The organism is Streptomyces xiaopingdaonensis, from assembly GCF_000262345.1.
GTDB classification, from domain to species: Bacteria; Actinomycetota; Actinomycetes; order Streptomycetales; family Streptomycetaceae; genus Streptomyces; species Streptomyces xiaopingdaonensis.
Map to the genome: position 1 here is coordinate 16,737 of NZ_AJTQ01000314.1, position 13,727 is coordinate 30,463.

At 64.3% G+C, this 13,727-nt stretch carries 14 protein-coding genes; 7 read left to right on the forward strand and 7 right to left on the reverse strand.

All coding sequences use genetic code 11. The annotated features are described in order from the left end of the window. Positions 1–24: 24 nt before the first annotated feature. From UWG_RS0124345 to UWG_RS0124355, 6 genes are all read left to right on the forward strand, one after another. Positions 25–474, forward strand: a complete 450-nt coding sequence (locus UWG_RS0124345) for a hypothetical protein (protein ID WP_016909805.1) — start codon at positions 25–27, stop codon at positions 472–474. A 32-nt stretch (positions 475–506) separates the two neighbouring features. Further along, a complete protein-coding gene (locus UWG_RS30930; protein WP_157838591.1) occupies positions 507–2,828 on the forward strand; it encodes a hypothetical protein in 2,322 nt (773 codons plus the stop codon). Positions 2,829–2,846: 18 nt separating this feature from the next. Beyond that, positions 2,847–3,470 carry a hypothetical protein gene (locus UWG_RS33175; RefSeq protein WP_157838592.1) on the forward strand — a complete coding sequence of 208 codons (624 nt, stop codon included), beginning with the start codon at positions 2,847–2,849 and terminating at the stop codon, positions 3,468–3,470. 315 nt (positions 3,471–3,785) lie between these two features. Beyond that, complete coding sequence (locus UWG_RS33180) at positions 3,786–4,220, forward strand: hypothetical protein (RefSeq protein ID WP_157838593.1); 435 nt, start codon at positions 3,786–3,788, stop codon at positions 4,218–4,220. Positions 4,221–4,686: 466 nt separating this feature from the next. Then, a complete protein-coding gene (locus UWG_RS33185; RefSeq protein ID WP_157838594.1) occupies positions 4,687–5,061 on the forward strand; it encodes a hypothetical protein in 375 nt (124 codons plus the stop codon). Between the two features lie 118 nt (positions 5,062–5,179). Then, positions 5,180–5,446, forward strand: coding sequence for a DUF397 domain-containing protein (locus UWG_RS0124355; RefSeq protein ID WP_016909807.1), 267 nt, complete (start codon positions 5,180–5,182; stop codon positions 5,444–5,446). A 75-nt stretch (positions 5,447–5,521) separates the two neighbouring features. Here the strand turns inward: UWG_RS0124355 and UWG_RS0124360 are convergent, their stop codons facing one another. The 7 genes from UWG_RS0124360 to eccB form a co-directional block, all read right to left on the reverse strand. Next, complete coding sequence (locus tag UWG_RS0124360) at positions 5,522–5,827, reverse strand: WXG100 family type VII secretion target (protein WP_016909808.1); 306 nt, start codon at positions 5,825–5,827, stop codon at positions 5,522–5,524. A 45-nt stretch (positions 5,828–5,872) separates the two neighbouring features. Continuing rightward, positions 5,873–6,232, reverse strand: a complete 360-nt coding sequence (locus UWG_RS0124365; protein WP_016909809.1) for a WXG100 family type VII secretion target — start codon at positions 6,230–6,232, stop codon at positions 5,873–5,875. Between the two features lie 63 nt (positions 6,233–6,295). Further along, a complete protein-coding gene (locus UWG_RS32345) occupies positions 6,296–7,387 on the reverse strand; it encodes a S8 family serine peptidase (RefSeq protein ID WP_162130089.1) in 1,092 nt (363 codons plus the stop codon). 161 nt (positions 7,388–7,548) lie between these two features. Beyond that, positions 7,549–9,258 carry a WXG100 family type VII secretion target gene (locus tag UWG_RS33190; RefSeq protein WP_157838596.1) on the reverse strand — a complete coding sequence of 570 codons (1,710 nt, stop codon included), beginning with the start codon at positions 9,256–9,258 and terminating at the stop codon, positions 7,549–7,551. Between the two features lie 17 nt (positions 9,259–9,275). Beyond that, positions 9,276–9,740: a hypothetical protein gene (locus tag UWG_RS0124380; RefSeq protein ID WP_237720276.1), complete on the reverse strand. Its 465-nt coding sequence runs from the start codon at positions 9,738–9,740 to the stop codon at positions 9,276–9,278. A gap of 150 nt (positions 9,741–9,890) precedes the next feature. Then, positions 9,891–11,174 (reverse strand): type VII secretion-associated serine protease mycosin, encoded by a 1,284-nt coding sequence (mycP, locus tag UWG_RS0124385; protein ID WP_016909813.1) that lies wholly within the window; start codon positions 11,172–11,174, stop codon positions 9,891–9,893. 10 nt (positions 11,175–11,184) lie between these two features. Continuing rightward, positions 11,185–12,708: a type VII secretion protein EccB gene (eccB, locus tag UWG_RS0124390; protein ID WP_016909814.1), complete on the reverse strand. Its 1,524-nt coding sequence runs from the start codon at positions 12,706–12,708 to the stop codon at positions 11,185–11,187. Between the two features lie 184 nt (positions 12,709–12,892). On the opposite strand from eccB, the gene eccE reads away from it, so the two are divergent. Then, on the forward strand, positions 12,893–13,727 hold an 835-nt coding region (gene eccE, locus UWG_RS0124395), incomplete at its 3' end, for a type VII secretion protein EccE (protein ID WP_016909815.1).

The window sequence follows — 13,727 nt, forward strand, 5'->3', positions numbered from 1 at the left end:
GCCCGTACAGAAACGGTGGTTGACATGAGCTTCGAACGGGAGTGGGCCGAGCTCAAAGCGAAAGCCGAGGGTGAACAGACCGAACGCCTCCGGCTCAACCAGGTTCTACCGCCGGACAAACCAGGGCTCCGCGTCCGCCAGGACGACCTCGGTGCCGTGGGACACGAAGCCTTCGTTCTCCACCGTCAACTGCGCAAGGACGCGGACGTCACGGGCAGCTTCGGCAACACCGACAAGGCGGACACGGTGAGAGCGGCGAGCGAACTCACCGGTCACTCCTTCGAGTTGGGCAAAGCCCTGAAGAAGACCAACAGCCTCTGGACCAGCAAACTTCGCACCGTACTCCAGGGCTGCGCGCACATATCCAACCACCTCGACTACACCAAGTCGTCCCACCACAAAGACGACGACAAGATCGGCGCCACCATGAAGCACCCGATGACCACCGACGAGATCTCGTCGCACCTCAAATAAGCAACAGCGCATAGAACTTGGACGGGGACGACATGGCGAAGATCAGTTACACGGAGCTGAGGGGCGTCGACCTCACGCGCCTCACCGGGGCGGGCGACGACTGGAAAACCGCTGCACGCGACCTGGCCAGGCTGGCGGGCGACGCCCGGGACGGCCTCAAGGCGAAGTCCGAAGCCGCCGGCTGGTCCGGCGTCAACGCGGACGTCACGCGCCCCTTCGTGCGGAAGATCGCAGACGAGGTGGGAGACCTCCGCAAGGAGTCCGGCACCATCGCCCAACTCCTCCAGGGGGCGGCAGAGCAACTCTCCGATCTCCAGGAAAAAGTGGAGGAGCAACACCGCAAGGCCGCCAAACACAAGGTGGAAATAGTCGACGTCGGGGACGGAACCGTCTACTGCCAGTTCACCGACGGAAGCGGCGGAGGCCCGTTGGCCCCACGCCAGGACGACGGCGTCACCGCCCCCGAGTACCTGGACTCGTCCAGGCACACAGCGGCGGAGCACCTCGCTAAGCAGGACATCGAGACAACGGTCAACTCCCTGCTCGCGAGGGCGGCCAGTATCGACCACGACGTCTCCGAATTCCTCGCGGACGCCCACGGCGACGATCCGTACGACGCCGGCCACAAGACCTACAACTCCCTCAGCGACGCAGAAGGCAAGAAGGCCGCCTCCCTCGCCGAGGAAAGCATGGCGAAACAAGCACGCGGCGAGGAACTCTCCCCGACCAAGCTCAACGAACTCAACGACACGATCAAGTACCACGCCAAGGACCCAGAGTTCGCCACGACCTTCTACAGAAAGCTCGGCCCCGAGGCGGCCCTCCGCTTCCAGGCCCAACTCGCCCTGGACGCCTCCGCGGGCGACGGCACCAACGCCAGAACAGCGGACAGCATCCAGACGCATATGGGGACGGCCCTGGCCGCGGCTACGCGGGAGAAGGAGGGGCAACCGCACCTCAGTAAAGCTTGGGTCGACCAACTCCAGAAGGTGGGGCGGAGTGAACTCGACCTGAAGTACGGGAACCCTGAGATGCCTAGAAGCGGCCAACTCGGTTATCAGGTCCTCGGCAACATCCTGCGGCACGGTCGATACGATCCCGCGTTTCTCAATACGGTCGGAAAGGACATGCTCACCTTCGAGCGCCAGAACGAAGGAGGGGCCGGTCCGTGGGCCCGCCCCGGGCCATTGCACCCAGACGATCGCCTCTTCCTCGGCAAGAACGGCGACGCCGGGTACGACCCGATGACCGGGCTCATGGAGGCCCTCGGCCACAGCCCGGAAGCCGCCACCGACTTCTTCAACGACACCACCGGCGGCGGACAGACGGGGGTCGACCGTAAGTCGAACTTCGCCTATTTTCTGGGTGATCAACAAGGCGAGGGCGCACGCACTTGGTACCCGGATGCCGCCAACATGATCTCTCCGGACGCCGAGGACAAGGTGTTCGGCCAGAAAGCGCTGGGGCACGCACTGGAGGCGGGAGTCTCCGGGCGCCCCTACGACGACGAAGGCCCAGTGACAAAGCATACGCGCGACCAGGCACAACTCTTTTCCAAAGTCCTCAACCATTTTGGAGAAGGCGGGACAGGTACCGGGAACCCCTATCAACTCGTCAAACCTGAGGGCGACCTGCACGCACTGGCACCAAGTCTTGGAAACATGGCTGCCGAGTACATGCCGGATATCCAGCGCGCCCTAAGCTCCGGTGACCATGCCAACAACATTCCGGAAACCGGAGTCGATGCGCTGAATAGTGCGGACACACCGGAAGTGAAGAGGTTCTTGCGAACCACTGCCGAGGACCCTGGCGCCTACTCAAGCATCCTCCACGCACAAGAAGCTGTCTCGGCGATGACGCTGGAAGAGGCGATGTCGAAAGCTCAAGACCCCAGCGAACTAGACGATCTCGCTGAGCGGGCAAGCCGTCCGGGGGCGCGCGTTGCCGAACTGGCGGATCAGGGTATGGCAACCAGCATAGAAGAATCGGATGACGCAGTCGGACGCAGCAAAGATTACAACGATAATCTTGCTACAGGGGAGAAATGGGTGGGGCGAGCGCTCGGTCTGATACCGGTTGGAGGTGAAATAACCTCATGGGCCGTCGAAGACCTGACCGAGGCTGTATTCTCCGGTGCTCAGAAAGACCCAGAAGAGATCGCTCTGACCGTGAAGAACAATCGAGAGGACTTCCTCGAAACAGGGAAGGCAAGGTCCGCGGACGCTATGGCCGAGGCCGTGTATGCCGCTGCTGAAAAACTGGGTTACGACCGAGATGATAATGCGGTCGAGGGAGCAGCACAAGATGCGGCAGACGAGGTAATTGACCCTTCTCAACGTAACAACCCTGGTTAAGCCGGCACGGAGCGAAGCGTGAAGATTCGACACACAAAATTCAGTGCCACTGTCGCTGTTATTGCCATCGCAGTGGCAATAACAGCTGCCGGCGGAATGGCGCGGGGCTTCCTGGGCAAGAAAGACGAAAAAAGAGAAACGCCAGCCCAAGTATGCAACAAAACCGCACCAGGAAATCCGCTTAGCCATCTCCTCCCCGATTCATCTCGTATAGCAGAGGGCGTGGGAGGTTTCCCTGGTTCACCACCCTCTTCGTGTCTCTTGATCAATGAAGGAAAAAGAGTATCAGTCAACATCAGGGCAGTCGGGCCTTACCCCAGCAAAAGCACAGTATTCCATAAGGAGGAAAACCCGGTAGAATTTGGGCGAGACTACGGATATTACATACCGCGTGATGGCGCTCTGCGCCTTCTCATAGCCTGTGATGAACTGCCTCAAACTCGGAGCACACTGGTCCTTCTCGTCCAGGCCGATTCAATGAAGGGTAGAAGCATCAAAGGGTCAGAGAAGACACCGAAGGCATTTCTGGAATTCGCAGGCCAAGCCGGACGCGGCACAGCCAAGAAGCTCCGCTGCGGCGACTGGGAGAAAATCCCCAACAAACCTCCGGTGCCTCTGACCGGCTCGAACAACTTCAGCTAGTGTCTCGAGAATCGGTTGCCGAGTACAACAATTACTCGATCCGCCGAGAGCGGGTTCGGGTAGCACGCCGCCAGCAGTGTTTGTCAGGACATCATGGAACCAGTCCGAGGTGCGAAATAGGTGCGAGGTAAGTCACTGCGCTGGGGAACGCGAAAAGGGTGCACCCTACTCATCACCGGAGTCGGCCTCCTAGCCCTTTGCTGCCTCGCCTTTGTGCTCGGCCTGAATCATGACACGAACGAAGGACCGCTCCGCCCATGTCGCGGATTCTTGTCGGAGAAGCAAGTGGACTCAGTGCTACCCGGAGATGAAAACATGACCGAAGAAGTCGACAAACACTTCCCACAGCTTGGTGACGTCGTCACGGACATATCGTACTGCACGCTGTCACGCGACACGGAGAGGAAGCTCACCGTGCGAGTAGCATATCCACAGGGATACCGCACGGCCGAGTACTCCAATGAGGTCGACCTGAAATTTGGAAATGAGGCCGGAATCTTCAACTCGAACGTTGGAAGATTGAGCACACTAATCCACTGCTCGGACAAGCCACGAGAGAACAACTATCCTATGCTTTCAGTGAAGGTGACCTCCACATCTTTCGAAGGCTTGGATGCCCGGAAGCGCAAGAAGCGTTTCCAGAAGTTGGCAGACGTCAGTGGCAATCTCACCCGCAAAATAGCTCAGCGGTACACGTGTCCGGACCGAGAAAAACTACCCGACCACGGTCCTGCAATCAAGCCGGAGTAGACGCGTTCAAGAAATTGATCCCAAGTAAAGAGGAGCGATAAACGCAATGAGCTAACCTTGATGAGCGGATCCCTGGCGAGGGAGAACGTAAAGCGATATGCATGCCCGGGTACAAAGATTTCCCATCGATCCCTTCAATGAACCTCTTTCATCCTGAGTAGCTGCTGATCAGAGTGAAAGAGGTTCATTGGCACACACAAACTCCCCTAACCCCGGCTGATGGGACGAGGATTCCTTGAAAAGAGCACACAAGGTGTGGCTGGGAGCGAGCGTCGCTGCGGCTCTCGGCGTCATACTCATCGTCACGCTCACTTCATCGAACGATCAGCATTCCGATTCATCACCGCCGAAGCGTGTGTGCCGGGACAAGATTCCTGGACAAGAGCTTCAGCATCTGCTCCCCAACGGCTCATCTCTCTCCGAGGAATCCCCGGGATTCCCCAAGGCACCTCTGTCCTATTGCCAGGTGGCTAGCGACGGTCAACGCGTTGTTGCTGAAGTCAAACGCAGTGGACCCTTCCCAAGTAAGAGAGAGGTACTCAAGGACAAGGAACACCCAATCTCGTTCGGCCGCGACTACGGATATTACGTCCCGGAGAGGAAAACACTGCGCCTGCTGATCCCATGTGACGCTCTTCCTCGCTCAAGGAGCACGATCCCGCTACTCGTCTCAGCAGATCGCATGCGGGGCAAAAGCATCGAATCACTTGGGAAGACACAGGAAGCACTTCTCAAATTCGCCGGACAAGTGGCACGGGCCGTTGCCAAGGACTTCGACTGCAACGGGTGGGAGAAGATCTCGAAGCAGCCTCCCAAGCCGGTGCGTGGAGAAGGAGCCTGACACACGTCTCGCGCCGAGCGTTCGATTGCACCGCAGCGCCATGAGCGGGGAAACTAACAGGCGTACACAGCAGGATAGTTGGGCGGCGTGTGTTGTCCAGGGAAGAGTGTGGAGTCTGATGGGTACGCAGCAGGAGAAGGACGAGTTGTACGGGCGGGACATGTCGGGGCTCGTGTGGGAGAGCGCGCCCGGTGGGCCCGAGGACGAGAAGGTGGAGATCGCCAAGTTCGAGGACGGTGCGGTGGCGATGAGGAACTCCAAGGAGCCCGAGGTGGTGCTCCGCTACACCGCCGCCGAGTGGGAGGCCTTCGTGCTCGGCGTACGCGACGGGGAGTTCGACCTGGAGCCGAACGAGCACAACGGCGGGCTTTCCCAGTCCAGTTGACGCACCGAGGGCGGGCACCTCCCGCGCGTGCCCGCCCTCGTCAACGACCGTGCGTGCGCGGTCGGTGGTGGTTGCTCACATGCCGAACTGTGCGGCAGCCTTCTTGTCGGTGGAGCTGTAGTCACCGCTGGCGATGTGCACTTTGCTGACGATGGCCGTCAGAGCCTGGTGCACCTCGTCGACGTTTTGGTTCCACTTCGTCTGGACCGTCTGGTAGGCGGTCTGCGCCTCGCCCTCCCAGATGTGGGCGACCTCGCCCATCTTCGACTGGATCTCGCCGAGGTCTTCCTTGAGCTTGTCGGCCTGTCCCTTGATGTTTTCTGCGATCTGTTCCAACGAGCCGTAGTTGACGAAGAGCTCGTCTCCGCTCGGAGTTGTCATAAGAGTCTCCCAAAGAGGTTGAGGCGGAGGTACAGGTGGCCGGGCTCAGTACTGGTTGAGCGCCGAAGCAGGCTTACCGCCGCCGTCCACGCCGACACCGGAGTCCACGACGTCCACCCCGCGGAACGCCTGAGCCACATCGTCTTCGTTGTTGCCCGACAGCTTCCGCGTGGCCTCGACGGCTTCGAGATACTGCGCCAGGAGCTGGTTGAGGTTCGACATACGCCTGTTGACAGCCGCCTGCGCCCTGTTGAACTCGGCGGCGCCGATGCCCTTCCAGGCTCCCTCGAGGATGTCGAGGTTGGCGTTCAGGCTCTTGACCTGGCTGTTGATGCTGTTGATTTTTTCCAGCAGTGTGGTCTCAAGCCTTTGGAGAGTGCCGTCACTTACCCTCTGGTTCGCCATACGGCATTCCTTTCCTCACGATTGAAGGTGCTGTACATCTCGCGTTGGGTGATTGCGACCCTCCTACCCTGCCCGCCGTTTCCGGAGGACGAGGGTCACGGCACCACCGATCACTACCACAGCGGCAACGACTCCGACTCCCCACCATAGGGCGAGACTTGAGCTTTCGGGCTCGTTTGCCTGCGCCGCCGGCTTCTCCGCGGCTTCGTTGCCTCCGCCGCCTTCCGCACGCGATCCGGCGGTCTCCGACGCACTGGGACTCGCCAATGACGCCTCAGCGGGGACGAACTCGCCGTTCTTCTTGAAGGCAGGCTTGTCCGGTGCGCCAGGTTCGCCGACGCCTTCGAGCAGGTGCTTCTTCGGTCGGACGATGCCGTAGCCGAGGTAGTTGCTCGGCTTCTCGTCCTTTTCCAGGATGCTGGTCGTCTCCGTGAGCGCACGGGCTACCTGGTTGGCGGTCCAGTCGGGGTGCTTGGACCAGATGAGGGCGGCGGAGGCGGAGGCTAGGGCTGTGGCGTAACTCGTTCCCTCACCGGTGCAGTGGTCTTCGAGAGAGTCTCCGCAACTTGTTGGCATGTCAACACCCGGCGCCGCCAAGGATACGTGTCTTCCATTTCCCGAGGTATCTGCCACCTTCCCAGTGGAATCGACTGAACCGATGCCGATTACGTCACTGGAGCCAGCCGGATAAGGAGTTCGGTTTTCCCCATTCCCGTCATTTCCCGTGCCGGCGAACATGAGCTTGCCCTTTTTCTTCGCGTAGTTCAACGCAGACTCAAGCTCTTTATCCCCGTAGCCACCAAGCGACATGTTGATAATCTGCGCATCACTGTCCGCAGCGAACCGCACAGCTTTCTCAAGCGTGCTCGTGTCTCGCGCTCCCGGAATTCCCTCACCCGCGGTGCGGATCGGTAGAATGCTCGCCTTGGGAGCCAGACCTGCAACATTGTCGCCCCTGCCATTACCGGCAATCAATTCGGCAACACTTGTGCCATGCCCGACCGGGTCATCAGTTGCACCGCCAGGAGCCCCAGACACATCCTTCCCAGCCGACAACCGACCGGAGAGGGCCGACGTTGGATTAACCCCGGAGTCGATGACGGCCACCTTTACGCCGCCTCCTTGGGACACTTTCCACATATCCTCGGCCTTCATGGGAGTCAGGTACCACTGATCGCCCGACCCATCAGCCGACGCGGAAGGAGTGATTGCAAGCGACAGCACAGCAACCACCGCACCTACAACACCCACGGAGCGAAAACGGTCGCTCGTGCGAGTCTTGTTCGGCCACGCAATTCTACTGGAACCCATATGCCCTACTCGATGACTGGCGGGTTGGAACTGCGACGTCCGGTGATCCAGACATCGCTGTCCTCTGTCAAATAGTCGGGACGTTCCATGCGACGTTGGTCGCCTTTCGGTCGCTGAACGCGTGAAGACCCTCCGAGAGCGCCACCGCGGCCCGGATGATCCTGCCCCTGAGACAGGCCGGTCCCTCCTGGCGTGAACTCTCCCTTCCCTTTCAACGTGGACCCGACTTTCGGAATACCGGAAATTCCGCCCGCCTTTCGTTGCGGCAGGGCGCTTGCTGTTCGACCGCGGTTCGTGGCGCCCACCACACCACGGCCAGCAGGTACGCCTCGCGTTTCCCCACCAACTGTGCTGCGCGCACCTGTTCCGCTCCCGGGCGTCCGCTGCTTGCTCGGCTGACCGCCCAGAACGCCGTCGCTGCGTCCTCCCCGCGCGAAACCAGCACCCAACCCGCGCCCCGGGGTTCCCGTGCTGCCTCCTGGACGACCGATCGCAGACCGATTCACCGGGGCGGCACGGCCCGGCGCCGCTGGATTTCTTGAGCCTCCGGGGGCACTTGAAACGGGCTTTCCCGCAGTCGGAGTGCGCGGCGTCGCACCTGTCGGATTTGGAGAGGGGCTTCGTCCAGGAGTCCCCTGACCGATGGACCGGCCACGGCCGACAGCCCTCTCAGTCGCAGGGTCGATGGCACGGCTACCCGCGTTCAAGCCGGGGAACCGCGGAGTCCTTCCCATACCCATCCCCGCGGCATGCGACGGCGCCTCGGATGCCCCGGCTGCAGGCGTAGCACCGACTGGCCCCGAGTTGCTTGCTGCCGGCCCGACCGGAGAAGCACTAGTCGAGGTGGCCACGCTGTCGACTGTCGTGCTAACGCCCGCATCCGATCGCAGCGCGCTTGGATCGATCACAGAGGTGGGTGCGTTCGACTGTTCACCTACCACCGTTGCCGGGGACTCAGGACTCTCGACTCCCGGAGCGGAGAGCGCCGGAGAAGATCGCGGTCCGGATTGGTCGAGCGGGCCCGCACCTTGTCCAATCCACCGCTCGCTCGGCCGCGGCACCCCCGGATCGTCCATCGGCTCGAACACCGGCTCCGGCTGCATGGCGATGGTGTCGTGGGTGACCTGGTAGTACGAGGAGAGCTTGTTCATCTGAGTGATGGCTTCCTGGCGGTGCTTCTCCGTCTTCACCGCTGCGGTGTACTCGTCGTTGGTCTCGACACGCTTGGCCGAGGGGATGTCCTCGGGGGCCTTCTGGAGAATGCGGCTGTCGCGCGGGGGCATCGCGGCCTTCACCTCGGCCAATCCCTCGCCTGCGGACTTCAGTTGACTGGCCGCGGTGGACGTGTAATCGGCGAGCTTCAGCGTGCTCGTGCCGAGCTTGCCGCCCCACTTGTGGAAGCTGCTGCCGCCCTCGCCCTCCCAGACCACCTCGCCGACATGCTTCTTGATGTCGTCGCCGATCCGCTTGATGTCCTTCGCGGCCTGCTCGAGCGCACTGCCCGTCGCCGTCAGGTCGCTCGGCTTCGCATTGTCGACCATGTCCAGCATCGCGTTGAGCTCGCGCTCCTCGAAATTGGTGCTGCCGATGCGCGAGAGGCCGGACATGCTGCCCAGGAACGGCATGTTCTTCATCCCGCGGAAGCCCTGGCGCAGTTGGGCCATGGCCACCTGGGCGTCCATACCCGTGAGCTTCGACTCGCCGTCGCCACTCATATTCGATCCCCGTAATCCTAGATGTCGCCTTCGCTCTGATCCGAGCGCTCCGGTGCCGCCTCCGCCGGACGGTTCGCCTCGTACCGGTCCTTCGTGCGCTGTTGAATGTCCCAGAAGCGCCGCCTGACATCCTCTTCGAGGTTGTCGAAGCCGACATCCGCACCGTGGACCGCGATCTTCATCGCCTCGATCTGGTCGCCGAAGGTCTGCGAGAGGGTGGTGAGGTGGGTGTGGACGCGGTTGTACATGCGGTAGAGGTCGGCGGCCTCGGCGAAGTCAGCGGAACCGAACGACGCCTGCTGGATGGTCTCGCGGCCCATCTGCGACTTGGACGCCGGCGAACCCTCCAGGCGCCGGAGGATGCCGTCCACCCGCTTCTTGAATTCCTTGAGAGTCTCGGCCTCGCGCCTGAGCTGCGCGGCCGCGCCGGCCCCCGTCATCGGTTGTGCGGACAGCCCCACCTCGTCGTCAGGCAACCCCACGAGGTTCCCCCTCCACCCGTAGCAGTCTTCAGATGTGCACCCTGCGTGCACACGCCACTTTAGCCACCGTGCTTCAGTGTTCCAACTGCAAAGTCTGGGACGTGACTTGACGCACGCACGGTTCCCCGTCCCCTCGCAGTTCGCGGTGGGTCAGCGGAGGCTGCGCTTCCGCCGCCAGTCCCTGTAGACCAAGGAACCACCGCCCACGACGGCCACCAGAGTGCCACCTCCTACCAACGCGTAGGTACCGATTCGCGTGTTCCGCTCCTGCTCGGTCTCGCCGGTCTGGAGCTTTGCAGGTGTCGGCAGCTCGCCCTTGGCGACGCCCTCGTCCGGTTCGGGTCGCTCGATCCGGTGATCGTCCTCGCTGACGGCCCTGACCGGGTCGACGACGCCCCACCCGACGAGGATGTCGTGACCGGCGATCGACCGCTCCGCGGTCTGCTCGATCTGCGCGGTGATCTCCTTGTACGTCCACCCGGGGTGCTTCGCCTTCAGCAGCGCCGCGACACCCGCCACGTACGGCGCCGAGAAGCTCGTGCCGTTGTCCGCGCAGTGCCCGCCGAGCGGCACCGTCGAGATCATGTCGACGCCCGGCGCCGCCACGTCGACGAACTCCCCGGACTGCGAGAACGGCGCACGCTCGTTGTTCCGGTCGGAGGAGGCGACGGCGAGGACGCCGGGGTAGGAGGCCGGGTAGGTCCGCTTCACCTTGCCGCCGAGGCCGTCGTTGCCCGCGGAGGCGACCACCACGATGTCCTCCGAAAGGGCGCGGTCGATGGCGTACTTGAGCATCGAGTCGTGCCGGATCGCCTCCTCGGTGTCCTGCGAGATGTTGATGACGTCCGCGCCCTTTTTCACCGCGTGGCGGATCGACCAGGCGAGGGACTTGACGTTGCCGCTGCCGTTCTCGTCGTTCTGCGTGATGGGGATGATGGTGGCGCCCGGCGCGAGCCCCACGAACCCGGTGCCGTCGGCGGGGCGGGCGGCGATGATGCCGGCGACCTTCGTGCCGTGGCCGACGCGGTCCCCGGTGCCGTCGGCCTTGCCGCGCTCGGTGGCGATCCCCTTCTTGCCCTTCGTCTTCTTCGGGAGGAAGTTGGCGCCGAGACTCGGTGCGACGGCGCCCTTGAGCTGCTTGTTCTTGATGTCGACGCCGGTGTCGATGACGGCCACGCGGACGCCCTCGCCCTTGGTGTCCTGCCAGAGCTGGTCGAGGAGCACCCGCTGGAGCGCCCAAGGACGCCCGGTGTAACTCTTGTTGGGGAACTTGCACTGCGTCGAGGTGTCGGCGGCGGCCGGCGTCGCGCCGGCGACGGGGAGCAGCGCGGCGGTGCACGCGGCGAGCACGGCGACGCGGCCGGCCCGGCGGCGGGACGCGGTTCGGACGCCGCGCTCGCTGCGGGCGGCGTGCGGTGTGTGCTGGTGATCCATCCTCTCCCCCTCAGGACCCCTGCGGCTGCCGGGCCGCCGACGTCCCCAACCGAGGCCCGGTCGGCAGGAATTGGGACCACGCGGCCGGGATCGGCGCCGGCTTGATGTTCTCGTACCCGAGCCGCACCTGGGCTTCGCTGCCCTGCGCCTGCTGCTGCTTGCTCTGCTCGTCCTGCTTGCCGTCGGTGCCGATGCCCGCGTCTTCGCTCGCGCTGTCGTTGTTGGCCTGGAGGGCGTAGCGCAGGCCCGTGTCGGTGGCGAGGAAGACGGAGCCGGCCTTCGTCTCGCTGCCCTTGATCTGGCGGAAGAGCTGTCCGCTGCCCGGGGTGACGTACGCGCTGGTGGAGCCGGTGGGGAGCTGGGCGGGGAAGTCGCGTCCTGCCCAGGTGCTGAGGGTGGTGGTGCCGGTCTTCTCGTCGACCTTGCGCAGGACGTTGCAGACGGTGTTGCGGGCGCCGGTGGTGGCGCGGGCCGAGTTGACCTTGACCGCGCGCTCCGTCGGCCAGTCGATGCCCGCGTCGAAGGCACGCTTCCCCGGAACGATCGCGCTCGGCGCGACCGTCGTCGCCCTGCCGTTCTGCCCGCTCGGCTGCTCGGTCTTGCTGAGCAGCAGCACGGCCGTGAAATCGGAGACGGGCACGACGCGTCCGGCGAGAACGAGGTAGTGCTGGTAACCGGTGCCGGCCCGAGCCCGCAGCACCATGCCCACCCGGTCCGCCTCGCCCAACTCCTCCGAGGCGCCGGCACGTTGGTTCACCTGGCCGGGCACCTGCGGAAAGTTGATCTCGTCGCCCTCGCGGAAGGTGGCGAGCCACTCGTTCGAGACGCGCTGCGGCTGCTCGCTGCGGAAGAGCGTACGCAGCAGCAGCTCGTCCTCGGGGACGGGGTACTTCACTCCCTTGCTGTCGATCGCCCACCGCTGCCCGCCGCGGTCCTTCACGTAGAGCAACTCGCCTCCGCTCAAGCGGCGTTGCCCCTCGGTGCGCTGCGCGTCCCGCTCGGCGAAGACGAACGCGGCCTTCTGGATGGCGCGGCCGCCCTGCCCCGGACGCTCGCAGACGGCCCAGCGCTTGTCGGCGCCCGCCTCGTCGGGCTCGGGGAGGCGGTCCGGGCCGTACGGGATGCCGATGGTGGCGCCGTGCGGTATGTCGCCGCCGTCGAGGATCTCCTCGTCGACCTTGACGACCTCGCCCTTGCCCGCGTCGAGGAGCAGCCGCGCCGAGGCGAGGTTGAGGACGGGGTGGAGCTGCTTCTTGTCGTCGGTCTCCAACACCACGTACCGAGTGGTGGACTTGCTGCCGACGATGACCTTCTCGCCGACCTCGTCCCACTTCTCGGGCTCCTTGGGTTTGAACATGCCCCACGCGCCGAACCCGGCGAGGACGAGCGCACCCACGACCATTCCGGGCAGCACGGCCCGCAGCGGTCGCGGTGCGCCCTCCTCGGTGCCCGTCTGCGAGGGCTGGAGGAATGCCGCGTTGAGCCGCTTCTTCGCGAAGGTGTAGGCGTTGAGCTCGTCCCGCCGTGATGCCATGAGTGGTGCGTCTCCCCTGCTGATCCCCGTCGGCCGTCGGATGCGGCCTCCGCCTCGGGTGCCGCGACGCCGGCACGGCCCCTACTATGCCGGTTGCACACTGCTGCGCGCCGCTCAGGTAGGGTGATCGACCGTTCAACGCCCTTGACCACCGGGCGCACACGGACAAGAGGGGGCCTTCGGGATGGCAACGGCGACGCGTACCCGAGGCTCCGTCACGCAGCGGCAGCCCGAGTCGGCGCCGGCCGACTCCGCGCCGCGCACGCCTGCTTCGACGGCGTTGCGGACCGAGTTCCGCACCAACCGCCTCGGGCCCTTCGCGCTGACGCAGCTCGTGCTGCTGGAGCTGGCGGCGGCCGTGCTCCTCGGCGCCGCCGCCGTGCACGGGCTGATGCTGGTCCCTGCGGCCGTCGTCGCCGGCGCGCTGGTCTGCTTCGCGGTGCTGCGCCGCCACCACAGGTCGGTCGTCGACTGGTTCTCGACACACCTCGCGCTGCGTTCCCGCAAGCAGCGGACGAACGGGCCCCTGCCCTCCGAACTCCTCGACGGCCAGGGCAGGTTGGGGGTGGACGCCGGCTTCGCGCCGGCGGCCGAATGCGTCCCCGGGCTGCACACGCAGGCGTACGTCGACCGGGACAGGCGCACCGTCGGCATGCTGGGGGACGGCACCTTCCTCACCGCGGTGGTGCGCGTCGAGGCCGTCGACAGCGCGCTGCGTCCGGCGTTCGGCGCCCGTGCGCTGCCGCTCGGGCTGCTGCACGACGCGCTCGAAGTCGACGGTATCCGGCTGGAGTCGGTGCAGGTCGTGCAGCACGTCCAGCCGGCGCCCGCTCCGCACCTTCCCGAACAGTCGGTGGCGCGCCGCAGTTACGGACCGCTCCAGCAGCAGACGGGCTCGCCCGCACTGCGGCTCACCTGGGTGGCGCTCAAGCTCGACCCCGAACTCTGCCCGGACGCGGTGCAGTTGCGCGGCGGCGGGCTGCTCGGCGCGCGTCGCTGCCTCGTCCGCGCCGCCGACC

Excerpts from the sequence above, each read along its gene's own strand:
- UWG_RS0124345 (WP_016909805.1), top strand. The coding sequence starts at position 25 with ATGAGCTTCGAACGGGAGTGGGCCGAGCTCAAAGCGAAAGCCGAGGGT.
- UWG_RS30930 (WP_157838591.1), top strand. The coding sequence starts at position 507 with ATGGCGAAGATCAGTTACACGGAGCTGAGGGGCGTCGACCTCACGCGC.
- UWG_RS33180 (WP_157838593.1), top strand. The coding sequence starts at position 3,786 with ATGACCGAAGAAGTCGACAAACACTTCCCACAGCTTGGTGACGTCGTC.
- UWG_RS0124355 (WP_016909807.1), top strand. The coding sequence starts at position 5,180 with ATGGGTACGCAGCAGGAGAAGGACGAGTTGTACGGGCGGGACATGTCG.
- UWG_RS0124360 (WP_016909808.1), bottom strand. The coding sequence starts at position 5,827 with ATGACAACTCCGAGCGGAGACGAGCTCTTCGTCAACTACGGCTCGTTG.
- UWG_RS0124365 (WP_016909809.1), bottom strand. The coding sequence starts at position 6,232 with ATGGCGAACCAGAGGGTAAGTGACGGCACTCTCCAAAGGCTTGAGACC.
- UWG_RS32345 (WP_162130089.1), bottom strand. The coding sequence starts at position 7,387 with ATGAAGGCCGAGGATATGTGGAAAGTGTCCCAAGGAGGCGGCGTAAAG.
- UWG_RS33190 (WP_157838596.1), bottom strand. The coding sequence starts at position 9,258 with ATGAGTGGCGACGGCGAGTCGAAGCTCACGGGTATGGACGCCCAGGTG.
- mycP (WP_016909813.1), bottom strand. The coding sequence starts at position 11,174 with ATGGATCACCAGCACACACCGCACGCCGCCCGCAGCGAGCGCGGCGTC.
- eccB (WP_016909814.1), bottom strand. The coding sequence starts at position 12,708 with ATGGCATCACGGCGGGACGAGCTCAACGCCTACACCTTCGCGAAGAAG.